Source organism: Dyella flagellata (assembly GCF_030160275.1).
Classification (GTDB): Bacteria; Pseudomonadota; Gammaproteobacteria; order Xanthomonadales; family Rhodanobacteraceae; genus Dyella_B; species Dyella_B flagellata.
The window spans coordinates 212,186-227,140 of sequence record NZ_BSOA01000048.1; the positions used below are offsets into that span (position 1 = coordinate 212,186).

A 14,955-nucleotide genomic window follows, 5' to 3' on the forward strand; every position below is an offset into this window, starting at 1 on the left:
CAAGGGCTACATTATCATGCCCGCTTGCCTTCACGCCCATGAACAGATGGGCGCCTTCCCTAGGAGTTTCAATCCATGACGGTGGTCAGCGTCAAACAGGCCCTTTCCGGCAAGCTTCAAGCCGGCAGCACAGTGACTGTACGCGGCTGGGTGCGCACTCGCCGCGACTCCAAGGCCGGCCTGTCGTTTGTGAATGTCAGTGATGGTTCCTGCTTCGATCCGATCCAGGCCGTGGTGCCGGCCACCCTGGACAACTACGAAAGCGAGGTGAAACACCTCACCGCAGGTGCCGGCGTGATCGTCAGCGGCACGCTCGTGCCTTCGCAGGGCAAGGGCCAGGCGTTCGAGCTGCAAGCCGACCGCGTGGAAGTCACCGGCCTGGTCGACGATCCGGAAACCTATCCGATCCAGCCCAAACAGCACTCGATGGAATTCCTGCGCGAGGTGGCGCACCTGCGCCCGCGCACCAACCTGTTTGGCGCCGTCACGCGCGTACGCCACACGATGATGACGGCGATCCACCGCCACCTGACCGAACAGGGCTTCTTCTGGATCAACACCCCGATCATCACCACCTCCGATGCCGAGGGCGCGGGCGACATGTTCCGCCTGTCCACGCTGGACCTGGCCAACCTGCCGCGCGACGAGAAAGGCAAGATCGATTTCCGCAAGGATTTCTTCGGCCGCGAGGCTTTCCTCACCGTGTCAGGCCAGCTCAACGTCGAGGCCTACGCGTTGGCGATGAGCAAGGTCTACACCTTCGGCCCGACCTTCCGCGCGGAAAACTCCAACACGCCGCGCCACCTGGCCGAGTTCTGGATGGTGGAGCCGGAGATCGCCTTTGCCGATCTGACCGCCAACGCCGACTGCGCGGAAGCCTTCCTGAAGGCGATCTTCAAGGCGGTGCTGGAGGAGCGCGCGGACGACATGGCGTTCTTCGCCGAGCGCGTGCTGCCGGAAGCCATCACGCGCCTGGAGAAATTCATCAGCCAGCCGTTCGAGCGCATCGACTACACCGATGCCATCGAGATCCTCAAGAACTCCGGCCAGAAGTTCGAATTCCCGGTGGTGTGGGGCGTGGACCTGCAGACCGAGCATGAGCGCTACCTGGCCGAAAAGCACGTCGGCCGCCCGGTCGTGGTCATGAACTACCCGGAGCAGATCAAGGCCTTCTACATGCGCCTGAACGACGACGAAAAAACCGTCGCCGCGATGGACGTGCTGGCCCCCGGCATCGGCGAAATCATCGGCGGCAGCCAGCGCGAGGAGCGCCTGGACTACCTGGATCGCCGCATGGCCAAGTTCAGTCTCGATCCTGCCACCTACGGCTGGTACCGTGACCTGCGCCGTTACGGCAGCGTACCGCATGCTGGCTTCGGCCTCGGCTTCGAGCGCCTGCTTGTATACGTGTGCGGCCTGACCAATATCCGTGATGCCATTCCCTACCCACGCGCGGCAGGGAGCGCCGAATTTTAATTCCTCGGGCAATACTCATGCGTTTCAAACTGCTACTCGTCCTCGCATCCGTCCTGGCGCTTGCCGCTTGCCATAGCGTCAAGCTGCCGCGACCTACCGACCTGCTGCCGCAGAGCCAGCCGATCCGGCCCTTGGCAGACGCCAAGAAAGCACTCAGCGACGCGACGCCCTGTTGCACGACTTTCGCGGACTTCTCCTATCAAACGCGCCTGCCCTGGCGGCCGCAGCGCTTTGAACTCGGCCCAGGCAGCCAGGTGGCCGCGATCAACGGTTCGCGCAGCTACTTCCTTAGCTTCGCGCTGCCGCAGGACGTGAAGCTGCCGTACAAGGTCGGCCTGAAATCGGAGCTGGTCGGGCGCTCCGTCACCAGCAGCAGCTATCTGTTCGCGCCTACCATCGTGCAGCTCGATGAAGCCTTCCAGCCGATCGACTCGCAGGACGTGAAGCTGTGCGAATACATGGGCTGGACCAACAGCGACAGCGGTGCGTTCGGCAGCGTTGAAATCACCAGCGACCGTGCGCGCTACCTGGTGGTGTACAGCTCGTCCAAGCAGCAAACGGACAACACCTACTGGGAGCAATCGGCCAGCACGTTCTCCACTGCCAGCAGCACCACGCCCAGCACCGCGCCCACCACCACCACCATGGGCGGCAGCTATAAAATCCAGCACGGGCCGGAAGGCGTAGTCTGGATTGGCCTGATGGACAACTCCTACAAGCGCGCAGTGAGCGGCGCGGTCTGCGGCAAGGCCCCGCAGGGCGACGGCCTGCTCAATTCCCTTGGCGCGGATCTTGGCCTGCCGCGGAGAAGCCCTTGATTCTTGTGGTGGTCTACATCGGCTTGCTGGTGATCGGCCTCGCCTGCTTCATCACCCATGCCGTGCTGCCCTTTCGCATCGCCAAGCATTTGCGCGAAGACTATCCGCAACACTGGAAAGTGATCGTGGATACCGGCAGCGCGCAGGCTGCGCATGGACCGCAATTATGGTTGCGCATGCAAAGCGTGCTGCGCTCGCCGGCGATCGCCGCCATCGACGATGCCGCGATCACGCGCTTATGGCGACGCTGGCGCTACAGTCAATGGCTGGCCTGGGCCTGCTGGGTCGCCGCGCTGGCCATGCAATGGTTCAGCCGTTCCTGACCGGGAGATCCCCATGGATTTGAATCTGAGCGGACGTCACGCCCTGGTGTGTGGCGCGTCGCAGGGCATCGGCCGGGCGACGGCGATCGAACTTGCCGAACTGGGCGCCGACGTCACCCTGCTGGCGCGTTCGGCCGAACGCCTCGCCGCACTCGCGGACAGCTTGCCGCGCAAACACGCCTCGCAACAGCATGCATGGCGCAGTGTGGACATGTCCGACAGCGACGGACTGAAAGCCGCAGCTTTCGGTATCGTCCAAACCCATCCGGTCCATATCCTGGTCAACAACACTGGTGGCCCGCCGGGCGGCCCGATTCATGGCGCCGAAACCACCGCTTTCGAAGATACCTTTCGCCAACACGTGCTGGCTGCGCACACGCTACTGCAAACGGTATTGCCTGGCATGCGCGACAGTAGCTACGGACGCGTGGTGAACGTGATTTCCACCTCGGTGAAAGAACCGATCCCGGGCCTGGGCGTTTCCAACACGGTGCGCGCCGCCATGGCCGCCTGGGCCAAGACGCTGGCCGGCGAGGTGGCTGTCGATGGCATCACCGTCAACAACGTGCTGCCCGGCTATACGCGCACGGCGCGACTGGACGGCTTACTGGCCGTGCAAGCCCAGAAAACCGGTCGCAGCGAACAGGAGCTGGCCAAGGAAATGGCCGCCGCCGTCCCCGCGCGGCGCTTTGCTGAGCCCGGAGAGGTCGCGGCGGTCATCGCCTTCCTGTGCACGCCGGCAGCCGCTTACGTCAATGGTGTGAGTATTGCGGTAGATGGTGGGCGCACCAAAGCGCTTAGTTGATCGCGCAGGCTGGGATGGTCATCCCAGCCTACGAATTCGACGTAGCAAACACCTCAAAATCACGCACAAATCACATTCGCCCCGCACGGGGACCATCGCGCTTAAAAACTACCGGCCAGGTCATTTCAATGTCATGGCTGCTCGGTAGCGTGCCCGGCGCGCGGCCGATCGCGCGAAGCATGGTCATTGTCAATCACACACACTTGAGGGGTTACGAATGAGACACACAGTGAAGTGGATATTCGCCCTGTTTGCCGCTGCCACGGCGCAAATCGCGTTGGCGGCACCGCCCAAATACGATCACGTCGTCATCGTAGTGATGGAGAACAAGGAAAACGTCCAGGTCCTGGGCAGCGGCGCCGCGCCGTATATGGACAGCCTCGCCGCGCAAGGCGTGATCTTCAACCAGGCCTTTGCGATCACCCACCCGAGCCAGCCCAATTACCTGGCGCTGTTCTCAGGCGATACGCAGGGCGTGACGGACGACTCCTGTCCGCAGGATCTGGGCAATATCGCGAACCTGGGCGCGGCCTTGATCACGGCCGGCTACAGCTTCACCGGTTACGCGGAAAATCTGCCCTCTGACGGCGCCACCGATTGCTGGAGCAGCGATCGCCTGTACGCGCGCAAGCACGCCCCATGGGTGGACTTCTCGAACGTGCCAACCACCAGCAGCCTGATGTTCAGCGAGTTCCCCACTGACTTCACGCAACTGCCCACGGTCTCGTTCGTAATCCCCAACATGTGCGACGACATGCACGACTGCGACGTGGGTACCGGCGACAGCTGGCTGCAGAACAACATGGACGCCTACGCGCAGTGGGCTCAAACCCACAATAGCCTGCTGATCGTAACGTTCGACGAAGACGACTCGGCAACTTCGGCCAACCAGATACCGATGTTCTGGGTCGGTCAAGGCATTGCGCCCGGCACGCAGAGCAATACCCCGGCCAATCACTACAACGTGTTGCGCACTTTGCTCGACATGTACGGCCTTGCGCCCTTCGCCAATGCCGCCAATGTGAGTGCCATCAGCGATCCGTGGAGCGCCACGCCAAGCCCGACTCCTTGAGATAAAGACATACGGACGCGTCCGGTGCATTCCACCCGGACAGGCTCTAAGCTTGGGCGGATGCCAAGCACCCGCCTCGCCAATCTGATCGACGGTCGCCTGCAGGCTTCTGCGGGCGGCCAATGGCTCGACGTCCACGAGCCGGCCACCGGCGCGGTGTTCGCGCAATGCCCCGACTCCACCGCCGAGGATGTCGATGCAGCGGCCAAGGCCGCGCAACAAGCGGCGCCGGGATGGGCGGCAACGCCCGCCGAAACACGTGCGCGCTTGCTGCACAAGCTTGCCGATCTGATCGAAGCCCGGCTCGAAGAATTCGCGGCGCTGGAGTCGCGCGACAGCGGCAAGCCCGTCGCGCTGGCCAAGCGTTTGGACATCCCACGTGCCGTAGCCAACCTGCGCTTTTTCGCCGCCGCCATCATGGGTTGGGAAAGCGAATCGCATGCGATGGAAAGCGGCGCGATCAACTACACGTTGCGACGTCCGCTTGGCGTGGTCGGCTGCATCAGCCCGTGGAACCTGCCGCTGTATCTGTTCACCTGGAAGATTGCACCGGCCCTGGCGAGCGGCAACGCCGTGGTGGCCAAGCCTTCGGAAATCACACCCTGCACCGCCGCCCTGCTCGGCGAGCTGAGCCTTGAAGCGGGCTTTCCACCCGGCGTGTTGAACATCGTGCAAGGGCGCGGCCCCAGTACCGGCCAGGCGATCATCGAGCATCCGGCAATCAAGGCCATTTCCTTTACCGGCAGCACACGCACCGGCGCAAGCATCGCCGCCACGGCCGCGCCGCAATTCAAGAAAGTGTCGCTGGAAATGGGCGGCAAGAACCCCGCCATCGTGTTTGCCGATGCCGATCTGAGCGACGCGAACCTCGACACCATCGTGCGCTCGGGCTTTGCCAACCAGGGCGAGATCTGCCTGTGCGGCTCGCGCCTGCTGGTGCAGCGCTCGATCTTTGACAGCTTCCGCGAACGTTATCTCGCGAAGGTGCAAGCACTGCGCGTGGGCGACCCTGAGCTGGCTTCAACCGATCTTGGCGCGATGGTTTCGCGCGAGCATTTCGACAAGGTTATGCGCTGCATCGAACAGGCGCGCGAGGAAGGCGGCAACATTCTCTGCGGCGGCGAAGCGCTGCGACTCGACGGACGCTGCACCGACGGCTGGTTCATCGCCCCCACCGTGGTTGAGGGACTGGCCAACGACACGCTTACCAACCAGCAGGAAATCTTCGGTCCGCTCGTCACGCTGATTCCTTTCGAGGATGAGGAGCAAGCCATTGCCATCGCCAACGGCTCAGGCTACGGACTGGCGGCCTCATTGTGGACACAGGACCTGTCACGCGCGCATCGCATGGGCGCCCAGCTTGAATTCGGCATCGTGTGGATCAATTGCTGGCTGCTGCGCGATCTGCGCACGCCATTCGGCGGCAGCAAGCAATCCGGCCTCGGCCGGGAAGGCGGCGCCGAAGCGCTGCGCTTCTTCACCGAGCCGCGCAATATCTGCATTCGTTACTAAGGAAAAATCATGAGCAGCCCTTTGCAGGATCTGATCGACAGCAATCGCCGCTGGTCGGCGTCGGTGACGCAGGCCGATCCGAGCTTCTTCGAGCGCCTGGCCAAGCAGCAGTCGCCCAAATACCTGTGGATAGGCTGCTCCGATTCGCGCGTGCCCGCCACGCAGATCGTGGATCTGCCGCCCGGCGAGATCTTCGTCCAACGCAATGTCGCCAACGTGGTATCGCACACGGACCTCAACTGCCTCAGCACCATCCAGTTCGCGGTGGATGCGTTGAAAGTGGAGCACATCATCGTGGTGGGTCACTACGGCTGCGGCGGCGTGCAGGCGGTGCTGGACGAGCGTCGGCTAGGCCTGGTCGACAACTGGCTGCGTCACGTCGGCGACGTGGCTTACAAGCACGTGGACAAGCTGGGCACGCTGGACTCGATGCCGTTGCGCAATATGCGTCTGTGCGAACTCAATGCGATCGAGCAGGTGGTCAACGTGTGCCAGACCACCATCGTGATGGATGCCTGGGAGCGTGGCCAGCCGCTGTCCGTGCACGCATGGTGCTACAGCCTTGCCAATGGCCATATGCATGACCTAGGGATGCATGTTTCGTCGCGCGAAACCTTGCGGCCCCATTACGAGCAGGCGCTTGAGCTGCTGATGGCCCGCTCAGGGGAGTTGCGATGAGCGGCGTGGTGCGCACAGACACCGCCCCTGCCCCGGTTGGCGCGTATCCGCATGCGCGCCGCGTGGGCGGCCTGCTGTTTCTCTCCGGCGTCGGGCCGCGCGAACCGGGCAGCAACAAGATCCCGGGCAACGTGCATGACGCCGATGGCAAGCTGATCGGCTACGACATCGAGCAGCAGTGCCGACAGGTGTTCGCCAACGTGCGCGCAGTTCTCGAAGCCAGCGGCGCGCGCTGGGAGGACCTGGTCGACGTCACCGTGTTCCTCACCGACATGGCGCGCGACTTCCCCGTCTACAACCGCCTCTACGCGGAATACTTCCAGGGCGTGGATGCCTGCCGCACCACGCTGGGCATCACTGCCTTGCCGACGCCGATCGCGATCGAACTGAAGTGCATCGCCGCTGTAGGGGTGCTCTGATCTATTCCACGTGCCCGGCACCGCACTGTATGCACGTCTGGCTGCACGTAGGCTGGGATGGCAATCCCAGCATCGGGATGCTACGTAGAAAGCTGGGACTATCATCCCAGCCTACATGCATCGCAGCGTTGGCGCGCCCATAAAAAAACCCGGGGGCCTGCGCCCACCGGGTCTTTGCATCCGCAACGGATGAAGGGAATTACTTGCCAGCGGTGCTGCTGGAGGCCGGCTCGGTGGTGCCGCTGCTGGCCTTCTTCGCCTTGTGGGTCTTGTGCGTCGAGGACTTGTGGTGGGCGGCGTGCTTGGCCGTGGTGGCCGACGTCGACGCGGATGCCGGAGCAGCCGACGTATCCTGAGCCAGCACCGAACCGGAAAGAGCGACACCTGCCACGAGCAGGGAAGCAATCGCAAGTTTACGCATCATGATCATGAGCCTCGAGATTTTGGTTGCCACGGACCCGGCCGGAACCCGGCTATCGCGGGCGGCGTGACGGCCCTAACAATGCATCCACCTCGGCATACCGAAACTGAACGGACGTAGGAAAATTTCGAGGTCGCCGCTAGCTATTTAAACAAAACCCGCGCTACCACCCCGCTACCTGTCAGTCTTTGGCCAGGCAACAAAGCAACAGCTCACGTATGGTCGCCTGCACCCCCGCCGCCTTGGCCTGATCCCAGGCAAAGCTCTCTTCGTCCATGTATTGGCACTGCGCCAGCTCGAGCTGCACCGCCTGCACCCCCTCCCCCGGCTGGCCGTAGTGACGCGTAATGTAGCCGCCCTTGAAACGCCCGTTGACCACAAAGTCGTAACGGCGCTGGGCTTCCAGCACCCGGGTCAGGCTCCACTGCAGGTCCGCGTCGCAGCTCGCGCCATCGGCGGTGCCCAGGTTGAAATCCGGCAGGCGCCCTTCAAACAGCATGGGCACCCGGCTCTTGATGGAATGGCCGTCCCACAGCACCGCCCGGCCATGCTGAGCCAGCAGCCGCGCCAGCTCCCCGGCCAGCGCTTCGTGGTAGGGGCGCCACCAGGTCTCGACGCGCCGCTGGATGTCATCCGCATCCGGCTCCTGCCCACTCAGGTACAAGGGCTCGCCATCAAAGCCGATGGTGGACACCAACCCCGTCTCGCGCCTGCCCGGATACAGGGCGTGGCCATCGGCCGGGCGGTTCAAATCGACGAGGTAGCGCGAGGCCACCGGCTTGATCAGGCTGGCCCCCAGTTCCTGCGCCAGCGGCTCGTACAGTCGGGCAACGTGCCAGTCGGTATCGGGCGCGCAGCGCGCAGCGGGCTGCATCCGCGCGGCCAGTTCTTCGGGAAGCCAGCTGCCGTCATGCGGCAGGCTGATCAGTAGTGGCGCGTGGCCGCGGGTCAGGGTGAAGGTATCCATCCGCCCAGTTTCGCCCGTCCGCGCTCAATGCAGCAACAGCAGCTCCTCCGCCGCGGTGGGATGGATCGCGATGGTCGACTTCAGGTCCCGCCAGTACAGGCCTTTGCGCATGGCCACGGCAAAGCCTTGCAGCAACTCGTCGCTGCCCGGCCCCAGGACGTGGATGCCGACCACTTTGCGCTCCTCGCCCACGCTCAGCAGCTTGACCATGCTCTGCTCGGAGCGCCCGGCCACCATCCACAGCAAGGGCGTGTAGCGGCCGGTATGCACGTTCACGGCATCGCCGTAGCGGGCGTGTGCCTGTTGCTCGGTAAGGCCGATTGCCCCCAACGGCGGCTCGGAGAACACCACACTGGGAATGTCCTGGTCTTCGAATGGCTCCTCGCCATGGCCTGCGAACAGCCGCTCGGCCAAGGCTCGCCCTGCGGCAACCGCCACCGGCGTGAGCGCCCTGCGATCGGTTACGTCGCCCACGGCGTAGATGCCAGGCACGCTGGTAACCTGGGACGCGTCGACCAGTATGTGGCCGGCTTCGTCGCGCTCCACACCAAGGGCCTCCAGGCCCAGGTCATGGCTATTGGGAACACGTCCTATGGCCCATAGCACGGCATCGTATACGCCATGCTCGACACCATCGTTCGCTTCCAGCGTGATCTTGCCAGGCTCGCCGCGCGCACGCTTGAGCCGTGTGTTGCGCACGATGCGGATGCCGTGCGCCTGCATCTGCATTGCCAGCGCCTCGACCAGCTCGCGATCGAAACCGGTCAGCAGATGTTCGCGAACCAGCAAGTCCACCCGGCAGCCGAGTCCACGCATCAGGCAAGCGAACTCCACCGCTACGTAACCGCCGCCCACGATCGCAATGTGTTGCGGCGGCGCATCCAGCATAAAGATCTGGTCCGACAACATGCCGAGCTGGAAGCCCGGCATGTCGAGCCGGCGCGGGCTTGCGCCAGTGGCGATCACGATATGTGGTGCACTGGCCTCGATACCCTGGGCCGTAAGCACCGTGTCGCTAGCAACAAGTCGCGCCGCTTGCGTGATCACACGGATGCCGGCCGTGTCCAGTCGCGTTGCATAACGATGGCGAATGCCGGCGATGTATTGATCGCGCAGAGTGCGAAAGCGCGCCCAGTCCAGCCGTAGCGGCGAGCTTTCGAAACCGATCTCGGCGCCAAGCCGGTGCATGTCGGCGATTTGCGCGGCAAACCACATCGCTTTCTTCGGTACGCAGCCGCGATTGACACAAGTGCCACCCAGTGCGTCCGGATCGAACAAGGCCACGCGCGCACCCAGTCGGGCCGCGCGCTGTGCTGCGCTCAAGCCGCCGGAACCCGCTCCCAGCACGATCAGGTCGAAACGCTCGCTCATGCATCACTCCTGCGATGGATATTCAAAGCGTATGGCTCATTGCGTGGGTCGTACGCGTATTCACAGATGGAAGCGCGACGGCGCATACGGCGCGGGATCGATCGCCGGCGCAGCGCCAAGCATCTGCGCGGCGACCAGCTCCCCTGTCGCCGCGGACATGCTGACGCCGAGCATGCCATGGCCGGTGGCCAGATGCAGATTCGACCAGCGTGCGCTGGGACCGATGATCGGTATTTCGTCCACGCTCATCGGCCGCCAGCCCCACCATTCCTCTTGCAATTGCGGGCCTTCCGGTTCACGCAGGCATTCGGCCGCGCCACGCCGGAGTGCGTCGATGCGCGTGCGATTGATTCCTTCCGCGTAACCGGAGAATTCCATCGTGCTGCCCAGGCGGAAACCGCTGTTCCAGGTGGTCACGCAAACCTTGGCTTCGCGCAGCACCAGCGCATGCCGCGGAGCCTGTGCCGGGCGCGTGTAGGTAAGCGAATAGCCTTTGCCCGGCTGCATTGGCAGGCGCAAGCCCAGTTGCTTGCCGAGCAACGGCGACCACGCACCCAATGCCAGCACCACCCGATCGCCGGTGAAATCGCCAAGTGCCGTCGCCACGCTGACGATGCCTTTTCCATCGGTGGCAATACGCTCGATTTTCGCGCCTGTTTCGATGATGCCGCCCCGCTCGCGCACCAGCCGCGCCAGTTCGGCGGCATAGCGGTCCGGCCGCAGGCGCGCATCGCCGGGATGAAACATCCCGCCCTGCACGCCCGCCTTAAGCGACGGCTCAATGGCCTCTACTTCGCCGCCACGCAGGCGTTGCACGGCAATCCCCAAGCGGTCGAGCAACTGCGCGTGGTGATGCTCGTCATCGGCCATCTGCGCGCTGCTGCGATAGACGTACAGCAAGCCTTCTTCGACGAATTCGCAATCCAGCCGCTCGCTGCGGACCAACTCGGCAAGCAGCCGGTACGAGCGCTGCAAAATGGCCGCCCGTGCTTGCGCGGCGCGCTCGAAGTCGCGCCACGTGCAGCGCCGCGCGAAACCCATCAGCCAGCGCAAGCGGGGCCCATCCAGGCGCGGGTTGAGGTAAAGCGGCGCATCGGCGCGTAGCAGCGAGCGCAAAGCCACGCCCAAGGTACCCGGCATGGTCATCGGCGCGGCATGACTGGGCGTGATCGTGCCGCAATTTCCGTGCGAACTGCCGCAACCGGGCGTGCCTTGCTCCAACACGCGCACCCTTGCTCCGCCCTTGAGCAGATGCAGCGCACAGGCAAGGCCGATCACTCCGCCACCAAGGATCAGTACGTCACTGCGGGAAGCATTCATCGGACCATTGTAGCGGGGAGCGAACGGGCTGTTGAAAAACTGCGGGCCGCCGGGCCACCGATGGCCTGCCGCGTTTCGAACCCATTGGTACTTGATTTTGCGCGGTCCAATCCGGCTCCTCGGCGAGCTCGACATCACCCACAGAAAAGTACTTGCGTGCTACCTGTCTTAGGGTGCAGGCTGATGCCGCATCCACGACATCGTCCCCACGCCCATGCGTCTGATGAACGTGCTGTGCCTGCTTTGTCCGACCGTGCTGATGCTCTCGATCAGCGCGTATGGACAGCCTTCGCCCCCCTCCGCCCGCGAAGTAGTGACCCGCTTCGGCAGCGCCCCCAATGGGCTGGCGCGGCACGAATACGTCGCTTCAGTGATCCCTTTGCTGAGTGGCGACGACAGGTCGCTCGCGCAGCAATTGCTGGCCACGGTGGACAGCGAGCTAGGTCTCTACAACGAAGCGGTAATGGTCTTCCCGTTCGACAACCGTATCGCGCCGCCCAGGTCCTTGCCGCTGCCCGATTCCAGCCAATGGCAGGAGGTGGACGCCGCCACCGCAGTGGCCGAGCTCGCCGCCAAGCGCCACATCGTGATGGTGAACGAGGCGCACCATGATGCCCATACCCGCGAACTCACGCTGGCCCTGCTTCCGCGCCTGCGTGCACTGGGCTTCCAGTATTTTGCGGTGGAGGCGTTGAGCACCAAGGACACCGACCTGATGCACCGCGGCTATGTGACCGATACATCGGGCAGCGAATACCTGCTTGAACCCCTGTATGGCGAGATCGTGCGCCAGGCGATCCGGCTCGGCTACACCATCGTGGCCTATGATCCGGACAACGTACCCGTCGACGACCGCGATACTGCTGAAGCGAATAGCCTCTACGAAAAAGTGTTCGCCAAGGACCCGCAGGCCAAATTGTTCGTGCATGCCGGCTATGCCCATATCGACAAGCGAGCGGGCAACCTCGGTGGGTCCATCCAGCCCATGGCGGCGCAGCTCAAACGCCTCAGTGGTTACGATCCGCTGAGCGTGGACCAGGTGCAATTCCGCGATGTTGCGGTGGGTGGCCTGGACTTCGGGTTCTACAACACGATTGCCGGCAAATTCTCCTCGCCGGTGCCTTACGTGCTGCGCCAGCATGGCGCAGACACGATCTGGAGTTCAGATCCGAGCCAGCATGACGTCACGGTCATCGTGCCGCCTGCCTTCGAACGCGACCTGGATGTGCAAGGCATCATGCGCAGCGACGTATTGCGCCGCGAAGTGATGATGCCACGCATGCCGCTCGATCCCACCCAACGACCATCGTGGCTTACGCTGGGCGGCAAACGCGTGCCTTACCGGATCAGCAGCGACCTGTGCGCAGGAACGATACCCTGCGTCATCGACGCCCATTATCCGAGCGAACCGGATAACGCCACGCCGGCCGATCGCTACACCTTCCTGCGCAATCACTCGCATAACCAGCTTTATCTCTACCCAGGCCACTACCGCCTGGTCGCCTGGGATGCCGCCGGCAAAACCCTGCAGCAACAGGACATCGAAGTGCCTGCTCAATGATGGACCCCGCTCGCACAAGCTCCTCCAATTCCTAAAAACTTTTCTGCAAGCCATTGATTTGTTATAACCTCGGCGCATCGACACCGCCGAGGTTTGCGCATGGCCCAAGCCAGCCCAGGGGATACGGACAAACACCGATCAAGCGTCCGTGTGCTGCGCCTTGGTGTGCTCGTCGGCATGCTGTCCTTGCTGGCCGCCTGTGCCAGCTCGCCTCGCCATGAGGCCACTTACAAAGCATCCAATTCCGCGCTCGCCGATGAACCGGCGCGCGCGCCGGAAAATGCGGTCGGGACCGCCAATGACGTCCTGTTTCGCGCTATGGCCCTGGTCGGCACACCCTATCGCTGGGGCGGCAATACGCCGACCAGCGGCTTCGATTGCAGCGGCCTGGTGGATTACATCTACCGCAATGCCGCCAACATCGACTTGCCGCATAGCTCGCGCGACATGGCCGCCATCAGCGGAACCAAGATCAAGCACATGGACGACCTGGTCAGCGGCGACCTGGTGTTTTTCGGTAGCGGCCGCGGCATCAGCCATGTCGGCGTGTACGTGGGCAAGGGGCGCTTCGTGCATGCGCCGAACAGCGGCGGCACCGTGCGGCTCGATGATATCGACGGACCCTATTGGCGCGATCATTTCGAGTACGGAAAGCGATTGCTGGACTAACGACCTGAAGGCGCCTTGCACGGCTTCACGAAAATTATATTGTGCACAATTAAATTTGATGCTACTGTTTTCGTCATGAAGAAGCCCCTGTCCCCCTCCCTGCTGCTGGACGAACAGCTCTGCTTCGCGCTGTACGCGGCCTCGCGCCGGATGACAGCGGTCTATCGCCCCCTGCTGGAGGCATTGGACCTCACCTACCCGCAATACCTGGTGATGCTGGTGCTATGGGAGCGCGACGGCGTGACCGTGCGCGAACTAGGCGAGCGCTTGCAGCTGGACTCGGGCACCCTCACGCCATTGCTCAAGCGCCTGGAGCAAGCCGGGCTACTGGGCCGGCGCCGCCGTCAAAGTGACGAGCGCGAGGTGGAAATCACCCTGACCGATGCTGGCCATACGCTGCGCGTACGCGCGGCCGAGGTGCCACGCTGCCTGGCCGAAAAACTTTGCATGTCCGTCGACGCCTTCACGCGTCTGCGCGATGAGTTGAAAAACCTGGCGACCCAGCTCGCCTCTCCCACCGACCCAACCCCCATTGACCCAGGAGAGTAAATGCCATGAGCAATCCGACCAAAGTCCTCTATACCGCCACCGCTACCGCCAAGGGCGGCCGCGAGGGCCACATCCACAGCAGCGACGGCGTGCTGGATTTCGATTTGAAGGTGCCCAAGGAACTCGGCGGCCCCGGCGGCCACGGCAGCAATCCGGAGCAGTTGTTCGCTGCTGGCTACGCCGCTTGCTTTGAGGGTGCCGTGCGTTACGTGGCGCGCGAGAAGAAGGTCACGCTGAAAGAAGCTTCGGTGACCGGCCACGTCGGCATCGGTCCGCGCGAGCCCGCCGGCTTTGCCATCGCGGTGAAGCTGGAAGTGAGCCTGCCGGGCATCGATCACGCCGTGGCGCAGGAACTGGTCGACGTCGCCCATCGCGACATCTGCCCCTACTCGCATGCCACCCGCGGCAATGTAGACGTGCAGATCAGCCTGGTTTGACGCCTAGGGCGAATAGAACAACGGCGCCGCAAGGCGCCGTTGTCACATCTGAGCTTAATGCGCCGCTGCACCCGGCGGATGCGCATGTCCGTGCTGGATTTCCTCTTCGGTCGCCTCGCGCACTTCCTGGATCGCGACATCGAAATTCAGCGTCTTGCCGGCCATCGGGTGGTTGAGATCCACATCCACCGTGCTCATGCCGACCTTGTGCACCGTCACCGCGCGCTGGCCGCCCTGCTTGAGCGACAGCACGGTCACCATGCCGGGCTTCAGGCGGTTGCCCTGCTGGAAGTACTTCTTCGGCACCCGCTGGATCTGGTCTTCCTGGCGCTCGCCATAGCCTTCGGCCGGCGGGATTTCCACCTGCAGGGTGTCACCGGCGCCATGCTCTTCCAGCGCCTTCTCCAGGCCCGGAATCAGCTGGCCGTGGCCCAGCAGTATCCACAGCGGCTCGCCGCCGTCGTGCGAGCTTTCCACCTTCTCGCCGTCCACGCTAAGCGTGTAGTGGAACGCGATGACCTTGTCCTTGCCAGCCTTCATTGCCTGTCTCTTTGGGG

The 14,955-nt window shown here is 63.5% G+C and carries 17 protein-coding genes; 12 read left to right on the plus strand and 5 right to left on the minus strand.

Going from position 1 to position 14,955, the window contains the following annotated elements; translation table 11 throughout:
- The first annotated feature begins 75 nt into the window (after positions 1 to 75).
- The 8 genes from asnS to QQJ96_RS19970 all read left to right on the plus strand — a co-directional run bounded on the left by asnS (position 76) and on the right by QQJ96_RS19970 (position 7,103).
- Entirely contained in the window at positions 76 to 1,476 is a 1,401-nt protein-coding gene (gene asnS, locus QQJ96_RS19935; RefSeq protein ID WP_284333779.1) for an asparagine--tRNA ligase, read from the plus strand.
- A 17-nt stretch (positions 1,477 to 1,493) separates the two neighbouring features.
- Entirely contained in the window at positions 1,494 to 2,294 is an 801-nt protein-coding gene (locus tag QQJ96_RS19940; RefSeq protein ID WP_284333780.1) for a MalM family protein, read from the plus strand.
- A 5-nt stretch (positions 2,295 to 2,299) separates the two neighbouring features.
- Complete coding sequence (locus QQJ96_RS19945; RefSeq protein ID WP_284333820.1) at positions 2,300 to 2,617, plus strand: hypothetical protein; 318 nt, start codon at positions 2,300 to 2,302, stop codon at positions 2,615 to 2,617.
- A gap of 13 nt (positions 2,618 to 2,630) precedes the next feature.
- The gene (locus tag QQJ96_RS19950) at positions 2,631 to 3,422 is read left to right on the plus strand and encodes an SDR family NAD(P)-dependent oxidoreductase (protein ID WP_284333781.1); all 792 of its coding nucleotides are present in this window, start codon (positions 2,631 to 2,633) and stop codon (positions 3,420 to 3,422) included.
- Between the two features lie 217 nt (positions 3,423 to 3,639).
- A complete protein-coding gene (locus QQJ96_RS19955; protein WP_284333782.1) occupies positions 3,640 to 4,494 on the plus strand; it encodes an alkaline phosphatase family protein in 855 nt (284 codons plus the stop codon).
- A 60-nt stretch (positions 4,495 to 4,554) separates the two neighbouring features.
- Entirely contained in the window at positions 4,555 to 6,006 is a 1,452-nt protein-coding gene (locus QQJ96_RS19960; protein ID WP_284333783.1) for an aldehyde dehydrogenase, read from the plus strand.
- A 9-nt stretch (positions 6,007 to 6,015) separates the two neighbouring features.
- The gene (gene can / locus QQJ96_RS19965; protein ID WP_284333784.1) at positions 6,016 to 6,684 is read left to right on the plus strand and encodes a carbonate dehydratase; all 669 of its coding nucleotides are present in this window, start codon (positions 6,016 to 6,018) and stop codon (positions 6,682 to 6,684) included.
- Entirely contained in the window at positions 6,681 to 7,103 is a 423-nt protein-coding gene (locus tag QQJ96_RS19970) for a RidA family protein (protein WP_284333785.1), read from the plus strand. The genes can and QQJ96_RS19970 overlap by 4 nt, the downstream gene beginning before the upstream one ends.
- Positions 7,104 to 7,302: 199 nt before the next feature.
- On the opposite strand, the gene QQJ96_RS19975 is transcribed toward QQJ96_RS19970, so the two are convergent.
- From QQJ96_RS19975 to QQJ96_RS19990, 4 genes are all read right to left on the minus strand, one after another.
- On the minus strand, positions 7,303 to 7,527 hold the full coding sequence (locus QQJ96_RS19975) for a hypothetical protein (RefSeq protein ID WP_284333786.1): 225 nt from the start codon (positions 7,525 to 7,527) through the stop codon (positions 7,303 to 7,305).
- Positions 7,528 to 7,705: 178 nt separating this feature from the next.
- On the minus strand, positions 7,706 to 8,491 hold the full coding sequence (hutG, locus tag QQJ96_RS19980) for an N-formylglutamate deformylase (protein WP_284333787.1): 786 nt from the start codon (positions 8,489 to 8,491) through the stop codon (positions 7,706 to 7,708).
- A gap of 24 nt (positions 8,492 to 8,515) precedes the next feature.
- Positions 8,516 to 9,862 carry a glutathione-disulfide reductase gene (gene gorA / locus QQJ96_RS19985; protein ID WP_284333788.1) on the minus strand — a complete coding sequence of 449 codons (1,347 nt, stop codon included), beginning with the start codon at positions 9,860 to 9,862 and terminating at the stop codon, positions 8,516 to 8,518.
- Positions 9,863 to 9,922: 60 nt separating this feature from the next.
- Positions 9,923 to 11,182 carry an NAD(P)/FAD-dependent oxidoreductase gene (locus QQJ96_RS19990; protein WP_284333789.1) on the minus strand — a complete coding sequence of 420 codons (1,260 nt, stop codon included), beginning with the start codon at positions 11,180 to 11,182 and terminating at the stop codon, positions 9,923 to 9,925.
- A 214-nt stretch (positions 11,183 to 11,396) separates the two neighbouring features.
- On the opposite strand from QQJ96_RS19990, the gene QQJ96_RS19995 reads away from it, so the two are divergent.
- The 4 genes from QQJ96_RS19995 to QQJ96_RS20010 all read left to right on the plus strand — a co-directional run bounded on the left by QQJ96_RS19995 (position 11,397) and on the right by QQJ96_RS20010 (position 14,398).
- On the plus strand, positions 11,397 to 12,743 hold the full coding sequence (locus QQJ96_RS19995; protein ID WP_284333790.1) for a hypothetical protein: 1,347 nt from the start codon (positions 11,397 to 11,399) through the stop codon (positions 12,741 to 12,743).
- A gap of 177 nt (positions 12,744 to 12,920) precedes the next feature.
- Positions 12,921 to 13,412: a C40 family peptidase gene (locus QQJ96_RS20000; protein WP_284333821.1), complete on the plus strand. Its 492-nt coding sequence runs from the start codon at positions 12,921 to 12,923 to the stop codon at positions 13,410 to 13,412.
- A gap of 75 nt (positions 13,413 to 13,487) precedes the next feature.
- A complete protein-coding gene (locus QQJ96_RS20005) occupies positions 13,488 to 13,961 on the plus strand; it encodes a MarR family winged helix-turn-helix transcriptional regulator (protein WP_284333791.1) in 474 nt (157 codons plus the stop codon).
- A gap of 5 nt (positions 13,962 to 13,966) precedes the next feature.
- Entirely contained in the window at positions 13,967 to 14,398 is a 432-nt protein-coding gene (locus QQJ96_RS20010; protein ID WP_284333792.1) for an organic hydroperoxide resistance protein, read from the plus strand.
- Between the two features lie 54 nt (positions 14,399 to 14,452).
- Here QQJ96_RS20010 and QQJ96_RS20015 read toward each other — a convergent pair whose 3' ends face one another.
- A complete protein-coding gene (locus tag QQJ96_RS20015; RefSeq protein WP_284333793.1) occupies positions 14,453 to 14,938 on the minus strand; it encodes an FKBP-type peptidyl-prolyl cis-trans isomerase in 486 nt (161 codons plus the stop codon).
- Positions 14,939 to 14,955 lie beyond the last annotated feature (17 nt).

Coding starts and splice junctions, on each gene's coding strand:
- asnS (WP_284333779.1), top strand. CDS start 76: ATGACGGTGGTCAGCGTCAAACAGGCCCTTTCCGGCAAGCTTCAAGCC.
- QQJ96_RS19940 (WP_284333780.1), top strand. CDS start 1,494: ATGCGTTTCAAACTGCTACTCGTCCTCGCATCCGTCCTGGCGCTTGCC.
- QQJ96_RS19950 (WP_284333781.1), top strand. CDS start 2,631: ATGGATTTGAATCTGAGCGGACGTCACGCCCTGGTGTGTGGCGCGTCG.
- QQJ96_RS19955 (WP_284333782.1), top strand. CDS start 3,640: ATGAGACACACAGTGAAGTGGATATTCGCCCTGTTTGCCGCTGCCACG.
- QQJ96_RS19960 (WP_284333783.1), top strand. CDS start 4,555: ATGCCAAGCACCCGCCTCGCCAATCTGATCGACGGTCGCCTGCAGGCT.
- can (WP_284333784.1), top strand. CDS start 6,016: ATGAGCAGCCCTTTGCAGGATCTGATCGACAGCAATCGCCGCTGGTCG.
- QQJ96_RS19970 (WP_284333785.1), top strand. CDS start 6,681: ATGAGCGGCGTGGTGCGCACAGACACCGCCCCTGCCCCGGTTGGCGCG.
- QQJ96_RS19975 (WP_284333786.1), bottom strand. CDS start 7,527: ATGATGCGTAAACTTGCGATTGCTTCCCTGCTCGTGGCAGGTGTCGCT.
- hutG (WP_284333787.1), bottom strand. CDS start 8,491: ATGGATACCTTCACCCTGACCCGCGGCCACGCGCCACTACTGATCAGC.
- gorA (WP_284333788.1), bottom strand. CDS start 9,862: ATGAGCGAGCGTTTCGACCTGATCGTGCTGGGAGCGGGTTCCGGCGGC.
- QQJ96_RS19990 (WP_284333789.1), bottom strand. CDS start 11,182: ATGAATGCTTCCCGCAGTGACGTACTGATCCTTGGTGGCGGAGTGATC.
- QQJ96_RS19995 (WP_284333790.1), top strand. CDS start 11,397: ATGCGTCTGATGAACGTGCTGTGCCTGCTTTGTCCGACCGTGCTGATG.
- QQJ96_RS20000 (WP_284333821.1), top strand. CDS start 12,921: ATGCTGTCCTTGCTGGCCGCCTGTGCCAGCTCGCCTCGCCATGAGGCC.
- QQJ96_RS20005 (WP_284333791.1), top strand. CDS start 13,488: ATGAAGAAGCCCCTGTCCCCCTCCCTGCTGCTGGACGAACAGCTCTGC.
- QQJ96_RS20010 (WP_284333792.1), top strand. CDS start 13,967: ATGAGCAATCCGACCAAAGTCCTCTATACCGCCACCGCTACCGCCAAG.
- QQJ96_RS20015 (WP_284333793.1), bottom strand. CDS start 14,938: ATGAAGGCTGGCAAGGACAAGGTCATCGCGTTCCACTACACGCTTAGC.